19 protein-coding genes are annotated in these 17,278 nt (G+C 31.3%); 11 read left to right on the top strand and 8 right to left on the bottom strand.

The genetic code is table 11. From position 1 onward, the window contains the following. Positions 1-90 precede the first annotated feature (90 nt). The 4 genes from H2684_RS12375 to H2684_RS12365 all read left to right on the top strand — a co-directional run bounded on the left by H2684_RS12375 (position 91) and on the right by H2684_RS12365 (position 1,832). Entirely contained in the window at positions 91-363 is a 273-nt protein-coding gene (locus tag H2684_RS12375; RefSeq protein WP_243159326.1) for a UPF0236 family protein, read from the top strand. Between the two features lie 14 nt (positions 364-377). Beyond that, complete coding sequence (locus H2684_RS12440) at positions 378-506, top strand: hypothetical protein (RefSeq protein WP_279286882.1); 129 nt, start codon at positions 378-380, stop codon at positions 504-506. A gap of 28 nt (positions 507-534) precedes the next feature. After that, the gene (locus tag H2684_RS12370; protein WP_243159325.1) at positions 535-915 is read left to right on the top strand and encodes a hypothetical protein; all 381 of its coding nucleotides are present in this window, start codon (positions 535-537) and stop codon (positions 913-915) included. Positions 916-1,211: 296 nt separating this feature from the next. Further along, positions 1,212-1,832, top strand: a complete 621-nt coding sequence (locus H2684_RS12365) for a hypothetical protein (protein ID WP_182089271.1) — start codon at positions 1,212-1,214, stop codon at positions 1,830-1,832. A 35-nt stretch (positions 1,833-1,867) separates the two neighbouring features. Here the strand turns inward: H2684_RS12365 and H2684_RS10020 are convergent, their stop codons facing one another. The 7 genes from H2684_RS10020 to prdC all read right to left on the bottom strand — a co-directional run bounded on the left by H2684_RS10020 (position 1,868) and on the right by prdC (position 9,200). Beyond that, positions 1,868-2,722: an EamA family transporter gene (locus H2684_RS10020; RefSeq protein WP_243159324.1), complete on the bottom strand. Its 855-nt coding sequence runs from the start codon at positions 2,720-2,722 to the stop codon at positions 1,868-1,870. Between the two features lie 120 nt (positions 2,723-2,842). Further along, on the bottom strand, positions 2,843-4,057 hold the full coding sequence (locus H2684_RS10015) for an acetylornithine/succinylornithine family transaminase (RefSeq protein ID WP_182089270.1): 1,215 nt from the start codon (positions 4,055-4,057) through the stop codon (positions 2,843-2,845). Between the two features lie 31 nt (positions 4,058-4,088). Further along, positions 4,089-5,162: a proline racemase family protein gene (locus H2684_RS10010; protein ID WP_182089269.1), complete on the bottom strand. Its 1,074-nt coding sequence runs from the start codon at positions 5,160-5,162 to the stop codon at positions 4,089-4,091. 21 nt (positions 5,163-5,183) lie between these two features. After that, positions 5,184-5,909 carry a D-proline reductase (dithiol) protein PrdB gene (gene prdB, locus H2684_RS10005; RefSeq protein ID WP_182089268.1) on the bottom strand — a complete coding sequence of 242 codons (726 nt, stop codon included), beginning with the start codon at positions 5,907-5,909 and terminating at the stop codon, positions 5,184-5,186. 54 nt (positions 5,910-5,963) lie between these two features. Beyond that, a complete protein-coding gene (locus tag H2684_RS10000) occupies positions 5,964-6,149 on the bottom strand; it encodes a CBO2463/CBO2479 domain-containing protein (protein WP_182089267.1) in 186 nt (61 codons plus the stop codon). Beyond that, the gene (gene prdA, locus H2684_RS09995; protein ID WP_182089266.1) at positions 6,142-7,863 is read right to left on the bottom strand and encodes a D-proline reductase (dithiol) proprotein PrdA; all 1,722 of its coding nucleotides are present in this window, start codon (positions 7,861-7,863) and stop codon (positions 6,142-6,144) included. Before prdA ends, H2684_RS10000 begins: the two co-directional genes overlap by 8 nt. Before the next feature lie 20 nt (positions 7,864-7,883). Then, a complete protein-coding gene (gene prdC / locus H2684_RS09990) occupies positions 7,884-9,200 on the bottom strand; it encodes a proline reductase-associated electron transfer protein PrdC (protein WP_347707547.1) in 1,317 nt (438 codons plus the stop codon). A 196-nt stretch (positions 9,201-9,396) separates the two neighbouring features. Between prdC and H2684_RS09985 the strand changes: the two genes are divergently transcribed. The 7 genes from H2684_RS09985 to H2684_RS09955 all read left to right on the top strand — a co-directional run bounded on the left by H2684_RS09985 (position 9,397) and on the right by H2684_RS09955 (position 16,761). After that, positions 9,397-10,281 (top strand): LysR family transcriptional regulator, encoded by an 885-nt coding sequence (locus tag H2684_RS09985; protein ID WP_182089264.1) that lies wholly within the window; start codon positions 9,397-9,399, stop codon positions 10,279-10,281. A gap of 172 nt (positions 10,282-10,453) precedes the next feature. Next, the gene (locus H2684_RS09980; protein ID WP_182089263.1) at positions 10,454-11,317 is read left to right on the top strand and encodes a transporter substrate-binding domain-containing protein; all 864 of its coding nucleotides are present in this window, start codon (positions 10,454-10,456) and stop codon (positions 11,315-11,317) included. Between the two features lie 57 nt (positions 11,318-11,374). Further along, positions 11,375-11,995, top strand: coding sequence for an amino acid ABC transporter permease (locus H2684_RS09975; RefSeq protein WP_243159323.1), 621 nt, complete (start codon positions 11,375-11,377; stop codon positions 11,993-11,995). Further along, positions 11,992-12,726 carry an amino acid ABC transporter ATP-binding protein gene (locus H2684_RS09970; protein ID WP_279286881.1) on the top strand — a complete coding sequence of 245 codons (735 nt, stop codon included), beginning with the start codon at positions 11,992-11,994 and terminating at the stop codon, positions 12,724-12,726. The genes H2684_RS09975 and H2684_RS09970 overlap by 4 nt, the downstream gene beginning before the upstream one ends. 22 nt (positions 12,727-12,748) lie before the next feature. Then, a complete protein-coding gene (locus H2684_RS09965) occupies positions 12,749-13,336 on the top strand; it encodes a cytidylate kinase-like family protein (RefSeq protein ID WP_347707546.1) in 588 nt (195 codons plus the stop codon). 215 nt (positions 13,337-13,551) lie between these two features. Continuing rightward, the gene (locus tag H2684_RS09960; protein WP_182089260.1) at positions 13,552-14,823 is read left to right on the top strand and encodes a dihydroorotase; all 1,272 of its coding nucleotides are present in this window, start codon (positions 13,552-13,554) and stop codon (positions 14,821-14,823) included. 162 nt (positions 14,824-14,985) lie between these two features. Further along, positions 14,986-16,761 (top strand): methyl-accepting chemotaxis protein, encoded by a 1,776-nt coding sequence (locus tag H2684_RS09955; RefSeq protein WP_243159322.1) that lies wholly within the window; start codon positions 14,986-14,988, stop codon positions 16,759-16,761. 137 nt (positions 16,762-16,898) lie between these two features. On the opposite strand, the gene H2684_RS09950 is transcribed toward H2684_RS09955, so the two are convergent. Continuing rightward, the gene (locus H2684_RS09950) at positions 16,899-17,249 is read right to left on the bottom strand and encodes a helix-turn-helix domain-containing protein (RefSeq protein WP_182089259.1); all 351 of its coding nucleotides are present in this window, start codon (positions 17,247-17,249) and stop codon (positions 16,899-16,901) included. Between the last annotated feature and the right edge of the window lie 29 nt (positions 17,250-17,278).

The raw sequence follows: 17,278 nt of genomic DNA, 5'->3' as shown, positions 1-17,278 counted from the left end.
ATAAAGGGAGATGCAAAAAACATCTCCCATGTACATAATATATCCATTATAATATAAGTTAGCGAAACTATATAGAAATGGATGATATTAATGTACAATTTAAGTTTAAAAGATAATGACATAACTTTCAATAACTTAGAGAAAAAAATATATAAATATGTATGTAATAAAGCATGCGAATTTATGAAAGAAGTGCTAACTCACTTAGACCGAAGGTTGATGGATGAAAGAGATAGTAAGATTTATAGAAATAAAGGTTTAAGATCTACTTGTATAAAGACTATTATGGGAAATATAGAATTTAAAAGAAGAATGTATGAATTTAAAACAGAAGATGGAAAAAGGCCTATAAGTTTTTATTAGATGAATATCTAAAAATGGATACAATAGGTCATATTTCAAGTAATTTAGTAGAAAAGATAGTGGACAATGTAACTAATGTATCTTATAGAAATACTTCTAGTAATATAAAAGAACTATCAGGCAGTTTTGAGGGCAATACATGACAAGAAGGAGGCACACAAATTAATACGAATGTTGAATAAAGGGAAAGTAGGAGAAAGCTTTAAATACCTTACAAAGCTAATGGTTAAATATACTAAAGATGAGGATATATATAAGAAACTTGAAAAGTTATACAAGTATCTTTTTGATAATAAAATGGGATTGAAGCCTTATAACTTGCGAGAAGAAATAAATATGCCGAAGGCACCTGATGGAATTGAATACAGGAATTTAGGCACTATGGAACATAATATTTGTGATATACTTGCTCAGAGAATGAAAGGAAGAAAAATGAGTTGGTCTATTAGAGGTGCGAATAATTTAGCTAAGATATTAGCTGAAAAAGCAAGTAAAAGAATATACGATGTAATAAATGAAGTATGTTACGGTGTTATTTCAGAGGATAAATAAAGTATACCATTTACAGGTTGTGTCATGACTAATGCTAGAAAGGCAATACAGAGCTTATTTAGAGAAAGAAATTTTACTGAACTTATTTATAGATAGTCTTAAAATTCTAGATAAAAAGTCAATGGAATAAATGCGCCCTTTCGGGCTGCGGACTAAATCCTTTGAGGATAAAATTTTAACTGAATTTATAATGGAGAAATTAAAAAATAAAATTGCCCACTTTAACTTGACACAAACCATTAAAAAGGAGATAAAAATATTATGGTAAGAAAAAAATTTTAAATTTAGTAGCAATTGTGTTATGTGTATTTTGCTCAATACTAAGTGGCTGTGGAGCAGAAAATGTATCTTCAGGTAGTGTAAATAATGAAGAAATAGCCACAGTAAGTGAAAATAATGATAGTAGTACAAGTGTAATTGAAAATGACTCAACTACTGAAAATGATATAACTACTATGAATGATACAAATGTTACAAAAGATACAAGACCAAGAACAGAGAATGGAGATATTGATACAGGGAAATTGTTTGCAATAACTCCAAAAGAACTATTAGCTAAGCCAGATGATGAATTTATAAAAATTTCAGCAGACAAATTTGTTCATGAATTTATGTATGATAAAGTTGCAGCAGATAATAAATATAGACATAAATATTTGGAGTTAACTGGTAAGGTTGATGGTACAAAAAGAGATGGTGATAATTATTTAATTATAGTATATGTAAATGACCAAAAAAATGATGCATATTGTTGGATAAATAATAAGGAAGAATCAGACAGGATTGAAGCACTTAATCTTAAGACAAATGGAGATGAAGTTATAATAAGAGGGGTAGTTAATTTTAGTATGATAGAAAAAGGGTATATGTGTGTTGCATTAGGTTCATGCGCTTTAAAAGGATATTCAAAAAAGTGATATTTAAAAACAAGGTCATGAATGTTTAAGACTTTTCAATCTCTAGAAGCTATAACAAGTCCCAATATTATCAAAATTCCTCCAACAAAAAAGTTTATGGCTAACTGTTCATTTAAGCACAGCCATCCTAGAATTGAACCTGTGATTGGTTGAAAAAATAAAAATAACGATCCTGTACTTGCGTCTACTAGTTCAATGCCTTTATTCCATAAGAAATATGCTACAGCAGTAGCCATAACACCAATGTAAATACTTCCCCATAAAAGATATCTATTAGTGAGTATAAGATTAAAGTTGTTGTTCTGAAAAAGCATAATAGGAGTAATAAATATAAGTGCAATTAAGGTTGCATATGAAGTTATGCTAATAGAGTCAGTATATTTAGATGCAATCTTTACATATACAGAAAGAAGTGACCATGTTATAGCAGCACCTACAAGTAATATACTTCCAAGAAAATAATTACCGCCAGGACTATCAAGTCCTACAATTATTATAACCCCTATTGTTGATATAATTAGTGAAACTAATTTCTTTTTTGTAATAGTTTCTTTAAGTATAAATCTTGCAAATAAAGTTACAAATATAGGTGAACTTGCAGTAATTAAAGATCCTGTATGAGCGTCTGATAAATTTGTACCAATAAATTGTAGAGAAACGGATAAAAAGTAGCCTATAAACCCTATTTTTAATATAAGAAACCAACACTTCTTATTAATAGTAACTTTATTTGGTTTTCTATAATTTGATATCATTAAAATTGGAAATAACGCTATAGAGCCAATAAAATATTTAATCCATATCAACGTAATAGATGGTATAAATTCTAGTAGATACTTACTAACTACATATAGCCCTCCCCATATACTTGCTGCTAAAAATAAACACAAAAAACCTATCAATTTATTTATAATAAACACATCCTTTTATATAAAATTTATTATAGAAGTATTATTAAGACAAGTCTATATAATACTTCTATATATAGATAATTTATATTTGTAAAAAAATTATTTATAAGCTGCGTCTACAGATGCCTTTAAAATTTCATAGGCTTTATCACAATCTTCTTTAGTTGCAATAAGAGGTGGAAGCATACGAATTACGGAATTTCCAATCAAGGTAACTAGTAATTTTCTGTCAAAACAACCGTGTTTTATATCCAGGCCTAAAGGTGAATCAAATTCAACTCCTATCATTAGTCCTTTACCACGAACTTCCTTTACATGAGGAAGTGTCTTTAACTTATTCATGAAATAATTTCCTACTTTTTCAGCATTTTCAGCTAAATTATTATCTAAAAGCTCATTAATTTCAGCAAGTGAAGCTGCACAACATACAGGATTACCAGCAAAAGTTGAACCATGAGATCCCATAGTGAAAGCTTTAGATACTTCAGAAGTTGCACAAATAGCTCCAATTGGCATTCCGCCTCCCATAGCTTTAGCCATAGAAACAATATCTGGTTTTATATTATAATTCATGTAAGCCATAACTTTACCAGTTCTGCACCACCCTGTTTGTACTTCATCTATTAAAAGTAGTAATTTATTATCGTCACATAGTTTTCTTATACCATGCATAAATTCATCAGTAGCAGGAATAACACCACCTTCACCTTGAATTGGTTCAACCATAATTGCAATAGTATTATCTGTTATTAGAGATTTAAAAGATTCAAGATCGTTGAAGTCAGCATAAGAAAAGCCTGGAAGCATAGGTTTAAGTCCAATTTGGCATGCATTATCAGGTTGTCCTGTAGCAGTTAGTGAACCATAGGTTCTTCCATGAAAACTGTGTTTAGCTGTTACAATATGGTATTTATTTGGACCATATTTTTCTACACCATATTTCCTAGCCATTTTAATCATTGCCTCATTTGCTTCAGTTCCTGTATTTTGATAAAAAATTTTATCCATACCGATAGTTGTACATATTTTTTCTGCTAAAAGTGCTTGAGGAATAGTGTATGGATAGTTGAATGTATGCATTACATCTTCAACTTGATCTTTTACAGCAGCAACAACTTTTTCATTGCAATTGCCAGCACTGTTTACTGCAATGCCTCCATAGAAATCTAAATAGCCTTGTCCTTTTTCGTCATAAAGATACATGCCTTTTGCACGTTCGCAGACGAAATCATAACGTTCATAAGTTTCAATCATATATTTTTTTACTAGCGATTTTACATCTTCGGCAGTTAACATACTATGTTCTAAATCCATAATAACAATCTCCTTTGTTTATATAAATTTTTTATAGATTTGGTTTTATTTTGCTATATTTTCTTCCAACAAGAAATCCATATTCATGAGGGTCATAATCATTTAATATTAATCTATTGAATCCTGTAATATAGGCACTCCCTGTAATTTGTGGAATGATTGCCTTTCTTCCAGCAAGTTCAACTTCTTTTGTTACTACTCCGGTGAATGTAGAACCAGTAATACTTTCATAAACAAATTTTTCTCCAGAATGTATTTCCCCTTTATTATAAAGACAAGCTAACTTAGCACTGGTACCAGTACCACAAGGTGAGCGATCTATCTGTGAGTCACCAAAGATTACAACATTTTTTAAATTAGCAGTTACATTATTGGGTTTTCCATAGAATTCAACCAAATCTACATTGTGTATATCTAGATATGGATGTTTAATAGTAATTGATTGGTTTATTTTTTTTATAAGTTTCATAGCAAGATCTGTTAATAAAGGCAAATTATCTTGCTTAATTGGAATTCCTATTTTTTCTGTATCAACTAGTGCAAAAAAACTACCACCAAAGGCTATATCAAATTTAATTTTCCCATAGTCAGTAACATCTAATTCAAGGTTTTCTTTATACAAAAAACATGGAACATTTAAAATGCTGACTTCTACAGCTCTTCCATTTTGCACCTTTACTTTAGCTCTAATTATTCCAGATGGTGTTTCTAGTATTACATTTGTATAAGGTTCCCTAACCTCAACCATACCGGTTTCTACTGCTACAGTTGCAGTTCCAATACTACCATGTCCACACATATTTAAATACCCTGAACTATCCATGAATATTACACCAAGATCAGCTTCTTCACTAGTAGGTTCTGTAACTACAGCTCCAAACATATCTCTGTGACCTCTTGGTTCTAACATAAGAGCTGTTCTGTAGTGGTCGTAATTTTCTTCCAGAAATTTTTTACGCTCCATCATAGTGCTACCTTTTAACTTTGGAAAACCCTCTAATATAATTCTTGTGGGTTCTCCCATAGTATGAGAGTCCACCGCAAGAAATGTTTTGTTGTATTTTTTCAAATTTAATGAATATTGTGTTGAGAGTTCATGTAACATAGTCACATCTCCTTTAGTCAATTAAACATTGTGTCTGTATTCATATGGTAGTAGTTTCGACTGTCCAAAATGAGTAAATTCTTCTACGCATTTGAGAGAATCTTTAAGTATACCTGTTTGCATTTCGATATTGTTCGGTTCACCTGCATTTGAACCAATTGGTACATGAGCTGCTGCAATACGTGGTGCTCCTTGTTGTTTAGCAATTGGTGGTAGTGCTGCAATTACAATACAGGACATGCCTGCTTCTTCACAAGCTCTTGTTACAATAGTTGCAGAACGATGGCATGTACCACATCCTCCAGTGCATAGTACAATATCTACACCCTGAGCTTTTAGTTTAGAAGCAATTTCTGGACCGACTTCATTTTTAAATTTATCTACATTTCCGCCGCCACCCATAAAGCCATACATTTCATCTGCTAAGCTTCCTATAAATCCTTCTTTTACAAGTTCATGCAGTCTGTCCAACGGGAACATTGCGTTTACATCTTTATTTATATCTGAATTATCAAATCCACCGTGAGTAACCATAAGTTGTGAAGTTGGAGTATCTGATGGAATTGCACGATAAGTATAGTCACCTGATGTATCGTAAGGTACTTGGTCTTTTTTGTGGATACCTCCAGCTGTTATAAATGCGACTTTACATTGACTTAGAGGTTTTTTCAGTGGTGTCCAAACTGGCTTTGGAGTAATTGGAACAAATATTTCTGATGTTAATCCTGTAGCTGTTGTAAGTTTCATTTTATTTTCCTCCTTAATATAATACATTTTTATTTTTCTTACATTAATATATAGTTATATAACCTGCATGTAGCTGAAGTAAAATTCAACTGTCTGACCGGGTTCAAGTTTTTTCTCTGTAAATACCCATCTAAGAGGTACGCAAATTACACCTAATCTGCCTTGTATATCTACTTTGATTGCAGTATCATTTACTGTAACAATTTTACCCTTAGTTAGTATTGGCTTTTGATCAATCATTTTTAAGCACCTCATCAACAATCCTTTGATTATTTTCTATAATTTCAGGATTCCATTTATGTTTAGCTGGTTTAATAGGTATTCCTGCCATCTTTGTTTTTAGCATAAGTATAGCTCTATCTGCATCTGATTTTGTAATAGAACTACATCCTGCAACTTCATTTTCAAATCCTTCTTTGTCTTTGTTGATTTCAATCATTGCATCCATATATTTATTTCCTACAACAAGTTGTCCTTGGTAAGCACAGAAAGATACGCCTACAACTGGTATTCCCCTCATGCCAATTTGTTCAATGTGAGATGTAAAATCAATATGATTATTTCCAAAGCCTTCAGTTGTAACTATTGCACCTTCTACATCAAGACTTTCTACTAATGTTCCAAGACGTTCTGAAACATAACTCTTTTCATCATTTACTTGAGGACTTCCTACAAATATAACACCAACTAAATTTAATTCTTCATCTTCTGCCAGGCCTTCAACTAATGGTTCACGGAAATAGTGTCTTGTCATTTCTTTTGTTGCAGGTCCAATACAAGTTAGAGCGTGGATTGCACCGTCACGCACTTGATTTGGTGTCATCATAACAGGAACATTTCCAAGATCCACATTTTTTTGACCGCCGTGTACACCAGCTGGTTCTATTGGACAGAGAACATTATCGTGCATAGCCCCTTGCCCCATAATTTCTTTAATTAGAACAACTCTTGGTTTGCCATATTTTTTTACATCATGATATGTTTTTTCTTTTTCTATAGGATCAGATACTTTCTTAATTGCATTTCTAACATCTTGAATAATCACATCTTCTGCGGAATGAGCAGCAAAAGGACCTCTTCTTTCCATTCCTGTACCTCGCTGAATGACTGCATTAACACGAATTATAATGTCATTTTCATCGGCACATCCTGGTCTTCCAAAAGCCATTTTTTCATCTAGATAACCTTCAGAAGAACCAAATTCATGAATTTGGACACCATCTTCGTCAACACCAGTCAACATAAATACAGCGCCATCTAATACATGTGATACTCCTTCTCCAAGTTTTCCTTCTACTTTTGTAGCAATAGGACATACATCCATTATAGTTTCTGTGAAGACATGTCTGTTTTCAGGTGTAATAATATCTATCTTTAAATCTTTTATTAATGGAGTAGATTCAATTGCTTTGTCAACAATAGATTCATTGATTGTCAATACTCCATTTTCAAAGGATGTTTTAGATCCAAGTTTAACATCGTTGACTTTGTAATATTTTTTAACTAGAGTTCTTATGATTTTATCTTCTTTAGGTGGTTCAAGTGATGATGCCACACCTGGAAGTATTCCCATATCTGCAGGTATATCAAGTTTTAAGCCTTCAAGTTTTGAAATTTCAATATGCAACATTTTACTATTTGGAATTTCTTCTTGATTTGAAGGTTCTTTATCAATAGATGGTTCAGGAGTTTCTGAAGTTTCGTTGATGCTGTCAATCATATCTTTGGTAATTGGAGTAAGTGCATCTGCATCTACTATTAATTTTCTTCCAAGTACTTGCTCAATAGTAAGTCCATCATCGCTTAAAGTCATGAGCCCGGATTCAACTATATCATCAAATATTGTTGGATCTTCAAGATCTTCTGGACCTATTATAAGACCTTTTTGCCTTTGACAGCAGAAAACTGCTGGCTCTTTTAAATGTTGTTGTATTGTTTCCTTTGTAATTGACATATTTGTTACCTCCAATTTTATTAATATTTTTTCTTTAATTTTCGTATTAACTTATGATTTACTGCTCTAAGTGCACCATCAGTACAATGATAAACAGGTAAATTGAGTTTTGGAGCACAGGACATTACTGTATTTGTACAATCGCTACAGTTGCTAATTAACAATGCTTTTGCACCTGATTTTTTCAAGGAAAGTATTTTTTGTACTTGACCGGGGCATTTTCCAGGATTTTCACATTTATATCCATTTTTCACCTTTTGTGCCTGCTTGCAATATTCAATTCCTGAAACTTCTGATCCCATATCTTTTGCTATCTGTATAAGCCTTTCTCTATCTGCTCCACATGCACATACAAGGAGTCCTATTTTATCAGGACCTTTCAAAAAAGTTTCTGTAACAATAATTCCACCAGTTGTTTTGACTATAGGAGAATCAATAGATGTTCTTTTGCCTGTAAATGGTCCTCCCATGATAATCTCACCATATTCAGATGAACACCCACCAGCATCTTCTATTAATTGACCTACTTTTGAACCAATAGGAACATCTTCAAATACTTGAATTAAATCGCCGTTTAGTTTACCTGCTATTGTAATATCTTTGTCAATAAACGGCTTTTTATATTCTATGGCCTCATAAATTCTATAGATAGTTTCTGCATTTATTACAATTGCATTTGCTGAAAATGGAAGCTGGTTAACATCTAAAACAGTTCCTTTAACTTGTCTTATAATAGACCGTTCCTCACCAACAGGATATATATCTGGTAATAGATGAATTTTAATTTTATTGCTTGGAATATATTTTTTTAATGAATCTATTGCTTTTTTATGTTTTTCTTTTATAGCTATTATGGAATTTTGTGCATGAACTATATCCATAACAATCTGTATTCCTTGGATTATTTTTTCTCCATTTTTTTCTATCATTTGGATGTTGTGAGTCAAAATTGGTTCACATTCAGCGGCATTTACTATTAGAATTCCACCTGGATTTAGTGCTTTTGATAATTTTATATAAGTTGGGAATCCAGCTCCTCCTAAGCCCACAATGCCTGATTCTTCTATAAGTTCAAGAGGAGTATTACCGTTTAATTTTATATATTCATTTGTATTGACTTGGCAATCTCTTTTAATCTCTATATATTCATCTGTTATGCTAGTTACCTTGCCGTTTATACTTGAATGAATATTGCTACCTATAACTCCTTGGACCTTTTTTGCTATGAGTTGGCCACGCTTTACTATGTCGCCTTGTTTCACTATAGGAATTGAAAGCTGTCCTATATGTTGCTTCATTAAGAACTTATAGTTTTGCATTGAGTTTCTCCTTTCTATATTAAATTTGGATTAAAAATTATTATATTGTTAAAAATATACCTGTATTTTTGATAAATAGTTTAATTATTGTTTGTTTTTTTAACTTATTTATATTATAATAATGCATTATATGAGAATAGTAAAATTACAATTTTCTATAGTAAACATTACATTTTTTCATGTCTAATTATTTTATAGAGAGGGGAAGTGTACAATGGATTTAAAAAAATACGAGCTTCTTGTAGATGTAGCAGAAACAGGTAATTTTACAACAAGCGGAAATAGACTGGGATATACACAATCTGGAGTAAGTCACATAATAAAGAGTTTAGAAAAGGAAATGGGTTTTCCTTTGTTTATAAGGACGCGTAGAGGAGTATCACTTACAAATAACGGGGAGAGAATTATACCACTAGTTAGAGAAATGCTATCAGAAAATTCTAGATTGGAACAGACAATTAATGAACTGAATGGATTGAATATAGGATCTATAACTATTGGCACATATTCAAGTATTTCTATAAATTGGCTTCCAAAGATCATATATGAATTTCAAAAGGACTTTCCTTGTATTGATGTACACATGAAAGAGGGTGGTATTGATGAAATAGAACTATGGATTGAGAATAATACTGTGGATTTTGGACTGTGTAGTAATAGAAATTCAGAAAAGTTTGATTGGATACCGCTTCGTGAGGATCCACTTATGGCAATATTGCCAAAAGATTTTCAAATTCCTGAAAGTGGAACTTATTCAATCTCTAATTTTCAAGGTAAGCCATTTATTATGTCTGCAGTAGGTATTGATTATGATATACATCTTGCATTGACTCAATCAAAGGTAGTTCCGAATATTAGATTCTCATCAACGGATGATCATGCAATAATTTCAATGGTTGCAAATCATCTTGGTATAAGCATACTTCCTAAACTAATTATTGAGAAATGGTCTAATTTAATTACAGCTCTTCCACTTGATCCATATTTTTCTAGAAATTTAGGAATTGGAATAAAATCACTTGAACATATTTCACCTGCTTCTAAAAAATTTATTAAGTACACACAAAAAATTGTATCGACTTGTATTTTCAACGATTGATAGTAGTGTAATAGTTAAGAAATTATTTTAATAAATTAATAAAAAACGCAAGGCATTATTGACAAAATTCTAAATAGATGGTACTGTGTATAAAACATTAATTTATGAATTATATGAAAAACTACTTTCATAAATTGCAAAATTCAAAATATTTTATAGGGGAGGAAAAGAAATGAAAAAATTATTAATAACTTTGATTACTGTAATATTTATAGCATCATTAACAGGGTGTGGTAGTAGTACTTCAAAAGATAGTACAAGTTCTACAAAAGACAATGGATCTTCTACAGAAGTATATACTGGAGAACTTAAGGATTCATTGAAAGGATATTCATTTAAAATTGGAACTTCTGGTACCTATGCTCCTTTTTCCTACTATGATGAAGACGGTAAAACTTTAATAGGATTTGACATGGATCTCCTTAAATCACTGCAGGAATTGTTAGGATTTGAAATTGATGGAAATATACAAGCTATGGATTATAGTCCACTAACTACATCAGTTGGATCAGGTAAATTAGATATTGCTATGGCAGCCCTTTCTGCAACAGACACTAGAAAAAAAGTAATGAATTTTAGTGATACTTATTACGAAGCAGGACTTACAGTTATTGTCAATAAAGAAACTAGTCCAAAGTCAATAACAGGGCTTGACAGTATAAAGACCGGTAAATATAAAATTGCCGTAGAAAAAGGGACTATCGGTAATTTGTATCTAGTTAATAACGGAGTACCAACAAGTAGCCTTAAAGTATATGATTCCATAACAACAGCTCATCAGGCACTTGAAGATGGAAAGGTTGATTGTTTGGTTTACGATGTACCAGGTACTGCTTACTATATATCACACAAAAAGGATTCAAAACTTAAAATGGTTGGTGAAGAATTTGCACAAGATCAGTCACCATATGCAATAGCTGTTTCATTTAATGCTGCTAAAAAGAACCCTAAGTTGATGAGTATATTGAATGCAGCAATTCAACAATTACAGAAGGATGGTACACTTGATAAAATTGAACAAAAATGGTGCAAGTAATGGGTTTAATGACTAAGGAAGGATGATATTATGGATTTGAGTTTTCTACAGGTATTAATGCCAATGCTCTTCAATGGATTGAAAGTGACACTTGAAGTTTCAATATTGGGGATTTTGTTTGGGTTTTTATTGGGATGTGCTTCTGGTTTTGCTCTTGAATCTAAGAATGTAATTGGAAAAGCTATTGCAAATTTATATTTATGGATTATCCGTGGAACACCTCTTATCGTACAAGCTTTATATGTATACTTTGTTGTGCCTAAAATCGTTGGATATGATATTCAAAGTAATGTTGCAGGGATTATAGTAATATCTTTAAATTCAGGTGCATTTATTGCAGAAATAGTGCGTGGTGCTTTAGAAGGAATTGATCCCGGACAGAGAGAAGCAGGATTATCACTTGGACTGACGCCATTTCAAACATTATGGCATATAATTCTTCCGCCTGCTTTTCGGTCAATGTTACCAGCTTTGTTTAATCAATTTATCATTACGGTTAAGGATACAGCAATACTTTCAGTAATAGTTGTAAATGAGATAACAAAGCAAATTCAGAACTATGCTGCAGTAACTTTTAATACGATAGAGGCTTATACTGCAGGTGCGCTGTTTTATCTAGTGATAATTTCAATTCTTATTATTATTCAAAAACAGATTGAAAGGAGAATTAGAGTATGAGTAGTTTGATACAGATTAAAAATTTATCTAAAAATTTTGGTGACTTAGAAGTACTAAAAGATATAAATCTTGAAGTTTCAGAGGGAGAAGTCATATGTATTATTGGGCCATCTGGATCAGGTAAAAGTACATTACTCCGTTGTATAAATCAATTGGAAATTCAATCTGGTGGAAATATTTATTATGATGGTAAGGATATATGCTCGGATAGCAATGATTTAAGAAAATATCGTGAAGAGGTGGGGATGGTATTTCAGAGATTTAATTTGTTTCCTATGAAGAGTGTTTTGAAAAATATAACTCTTGCCCCAGTTTTAACAAAGAAGAGATCAAAACATGATTCTGAAAAAAAGGCAATTGAACTATTGGATAAAGTTGGATTGGCAAATAAGGCAAATGTGATGCCATCAGTACTGTCAGGAGGTCAGCAGCAACGTGTGGCTATAGCTCGTGCACTTGCAATGGATCCAAGAGTTCTACTTTTTGATGAACCCACATCTGCATTGGATCCTGAACTCGTTGGAGATGTACTTGCTGTTATGCGCAAACTTGCAGACGATGGTATGACAATGATTGTAGTAACTCATGAAATGGAATTTGCAAGAGATGTAGATGATAGGGTTATATTTATGGCTGATGGATATATTGTTGAAGAAAGCAGCCCTGAAGAAATGTTCACAAATCCTAAAAATGAACGTACGAAAACTTTTCTTGCAAGAATAGTGGGGTGATGTATATATGGGGAAATATTGTGTGACAATTAATAGACAATTTGGAAGCTTGGGCAGACCAATAGCAAAGAAAGTGGCAGAAATACTTGGAATTGAATATTATGATAGAGATATTGTAGAGGAAACGTCGAGAAAGTTAAATCTTCCTGTATCCACTATTAGTAAACATGAAGAGACTGGAGATAAATTGAGTTTTTTCAATATGCTTTTCCCTTTAGGAGATTCTTCAAAAAATAATCAAGATAGAATATTTAAAGCCGAAAGTCAGATTGTTCTTAATTTAGCAGATAGAAAGTCATGTATTATTGTTGGAAGATGTGCTGACTTTATTTTGAAAGATTATAGCAATTGCATGAATATATTCATATATGCGCCTAAAGAGAAACGCTTTGATAATTGTGTAAATATATTAAATATGAAACCAGAAGAAGCACATAAAATGATTAGAGAAGTGGACAAAGCAAGGGAAAATTACTATAGAAATTATGCTGGATATTCATTAGATGATATAAAGCATAGACATATTATGATTGACAGCAGTTTGCTTGGGGTAGATGGCACGTCACAAATTTTAGCGGAAATAATAAAAAAAAGGTTTGAAATATCCTGATGTTGACTGTCATACAGTAGATAATTGAAACAGATTAATATGATATAATTCATATTAATCTGTTTTTTGTGTTGATGTGGATAATGTTATTATATAAAGTATTGATAAGATACAATAATTATTTTTGATATGATTTATTAATATTAATAAATCATATCAAAAATTCTACATAATAGACGTAAAATAGTTTATGAATATATTAAGGAGAGTTTCAAATGTTACTTATAAAAAACGGACACATTATTGACCCACTGAGTAAGTTAAATGAAAAATTAGATATATTAATTGATGGTGAGAATGTAGTAAAAATTGATAAAAATATAGATGAAACTAATGTAGACAATGTTATAGATGCATCCTCTTGTATAGTTGCACCTGGTCTTATAGATATACACAGCCATTTCAGAGATCCAGGGTTTACTTATAAAGAAGATATATTTACTGGCGCAAATGCGGCTGCAAGGGGAGGATATACAACAGTTATATGCATGGCAAATACAAATCCAGTTATAGATAATACTGAAGATTTGAATTACGTACTTAATAAAGCTAAAATGGCAAAAATTGAGGTACTCCAAGTAGCTTCAATAACAAAAAATATGAGTGGAACAGAAATTGTAGATATGAAAAAACTAAAAAAAGCTGGAGCTATAGGATTTTCTGATGATGGAAAGCCAATTATGAATTCAAAAGTAGCAGTTGATGCTATGAATTTGGCAAGAGAACTTGATGTAGTACTGAGTTTCCACGAAGAAGATCCAAATCTAATAAGCGAAAGTGGGATAAACTCAGGTAAAATAGCCAGTATGTTAAATATAAAAGGTTCTCCATGTGAGGCAGAAAATGTACTTGTTGCAAGAGATGTGGCACTTGCAGTATCAACTAAGGCTAAAATTAATATTCAACATATAAGTTCTAGCTTATCTGTTGAATTTGTTAGATGGGCAAAAAAAATGGGAGCTAATGTAACTGCGGAGGCAACACCTCAACATTTTAGCATAACAGAAGATGAAATTTTAAAAAAAGGGGCGAATGCTAAATTAAATCCTCCTTTAAGAACCGAAAGTGATAGGAAGGCTATAATAGAAGCACTTAAAGATAATACAATTGAAATAATAGCTACAGATCATGCTCCTCATTCAAAAGTTGAGAAAGAAAGAGAAATCTCTAAAGCACCAAGTGGGATGATAGGACTTGAAACTGCCCTTTCACTTGCAATTTCTAAATTAGTTAAACCGAGGTATTTAAGCTATATGGATGTTATAGAAAAATTTACTTTAAATCCGGCAAAATTATATAAACTTGATAGAGGATATATAAAAGAGGGACATAGAGCAGATATTGTAATATTTAATCCTGAAGAAGAATATGTAGTAAAAGATTTCTCTTCTAAGTCATGTAATTCCCCTTTTATAGGTGAGAAATTATATGGTAAAGTAAAAAACACAATATATAAAGGAACAATTGTATATGAGGATAAAAGATAAAAATATGTTGTAATAAAAAAGTCTTTTTAAGAGCAGAAAAGTTGGAGTAAAAACTGATGGAACTGCTCTTTTAAGTGATATAAAAAATGGAATAATAGTAAAGATTATGATAAAATTAATATAATACACATAACTTATGCAAGACGAAAGGAGAGAGCATTAATGTTAAAAACAAAAAAGATAAGATATCTATTAATAATAATGATATCATTAATAGCATTATTAACTGGAATAGTTATCAGTGCTGGAATGGTTTATAAAAATTTTAATACAAGTAAGAAACTAATAACTATGGAATCAGAAACTTTAAATGATGATTATGATGCTAAAATTAAGGAAGAAGTAGAAATTGCAATATCTATGATAGACAAAATAAACGATAAAGTTAAAGCTGGAGAAATGACTATTGATCAAGCGAAGAAAGAAAGTGCAGATTTATTAAGAAATTTAAGTTATGGAGAAGATGGATACTTTTGGGCGGATACTGTGGAAGGACAAAATGTAGTACTTTTAGGTTCTGATACAGAAGGTACAAATAGGTTAAATACACAAGATTCAAAAGGTGAATATTTTGTTAAACAGATAATAAAAAATGGCCAAAAAGAAAATGGCGGATATACTGAATATTGGTTTCCAAAGGAGGGAGAAACAAAAGCGAGTCTTAAAAGAGGATATAGTAAAATATATAAACCATACAATTGGGTAATAGGAACAGGAAATTATGTTGATGATATTAATAAGATAGTTGATGCTAAAAAAGCTATTATTAATAAAGATTTGAGAGATAGTATAATAATGGACGTAATATTGCTTATATGTTCATTGATTTTATCAGTTCTTCTTGCAATTAGGTTGAGTAAAGAAATAGAAAATCCATTAAAAAAAATACAAGAGTTTGCTGGAAGATTAGCAAAACATGAGTTTTCTACACCTATTGAAGTAATTAGGAATGATGAATTTGGAAAAACTGGTAACGATTTAAATAAAGCACAAGAAAATGTGAGAGATTTAATTAAGTTAATTATGAAAAATTCAGAGGAAATAAGTGCATCATCAGAAGAATTGTCAGCAACTGTTGAAGAATTAACATCTAAATCACAAGAAATAGACCAAGCTGTAATTTCTATTGTAAATGGTATGGAAGAATCAAGTGCTTCTTCAGAAGAAATAAGTGCATCAATGGAAGAAGTGGATTCAAGCGTAAATATGCTTTCTGAAAGAGCTGTGGAAGGTAGTAATAATGCAAATAGTTCTAAAGAAAGAGCAAAACAAGTTAAAGATAATACTAAAATTGCCATAGAAAAGACAAGAGAACTTTATCTGGATAAAGAAAATAAGATGGAAAAGGCAATTGAAGATGCTAAAATAGTAGATGAAATAAAAGTTATGGCAGATACAATATACAGTATATCAGAGCAAACTAATTTGCTTGCATTAAATGCAGCTATTGAGGCGGCTAAAGCAGGAGAGCATGGAAGGGGCTTTGCTGTAGTTGCTGAAGAAGTAAGAAAACTTGCAGAACAGTCAGCACAGGCAGTTACAAGTATTCAAGACACAATTTTAAAAGTACAAAAATCATTTAAAGGTAGTGTAGATGCAGGTAAGGAAATATTAGAATTTATAAAGACAAATGTATATAAACAATTTCGTGATTATAGAGAAACTGGGAATAAGTATTACAGTGATTCAGAATTTGTAAGTAAAATGTCAGAAGAAATAGCTTCTATGTCACAAGAAATTACAGCAACAGTAGGACAAGTAAATGAGGCTATTCAAAATATGGCTGAAGTTTCACAAACGACCAGTGAAAGATCCTTTGAAATAAAGTCTAGCGTAAATGAAAATGTAAAAGCTATGGAACAAATAGCAGCAACGGCAGAAAGTCAGGCAGAGATTGCACAAAAGCTTAATGAAATGATACAGAAGTTTAAGATATAAACATAAACTTCTAAAAGGAGAGATTTAACAGTAGAAAACCTATTATTTAATTGTTGATATGGTAAAATAATATGGGTAAGAATATAAATAGATGAATAAGTTAAGAATGATTAATATCTTTACCCATATTAAATTATTTAATTTGAAGAATTGTAATAATCTTCTCCCCATTTACACATCATACTTAAAATTGGCATTAAAGTTTTACCCAAATTAGTTAATGAATATTCAACTTTTGGGGGAACTTGAGGATAAACTTTTCTATTCACTAAATTATCTGATTCTAATTCCCTTAATTGTTGAGTTAACATTTTTTGAGTTACTTGTGGAATTAATCTTCTTAATTGACTAAATCTCTGAGTTCCTTTACTTCCTAAATGCCAAATAATAAGAGGTTTCCATTTTCCACCTATCAAGTCTATTGTAATTTCAAAGGTACATGTATAATTTTTATTTTTAAATTTCAAATTAGAACAATTGGAATTCATAATTTTCATCCTTCCTATAGTATCTTTTT

It is taken from the genome of Clostridium sp. cel8 (assembly GCF_014050525.1).
In the GTDB taxonomy this organism is placed as follows: domain Bacteria; phylum Bacillota; class Clostridia; order Clostridiales; family Clostridiaceae; genus Clostridium_B.
Note: the sequence above shows the minus strand (reverse complement) of the source record. Positions and strands in the feature narration are given on the sequence as shown.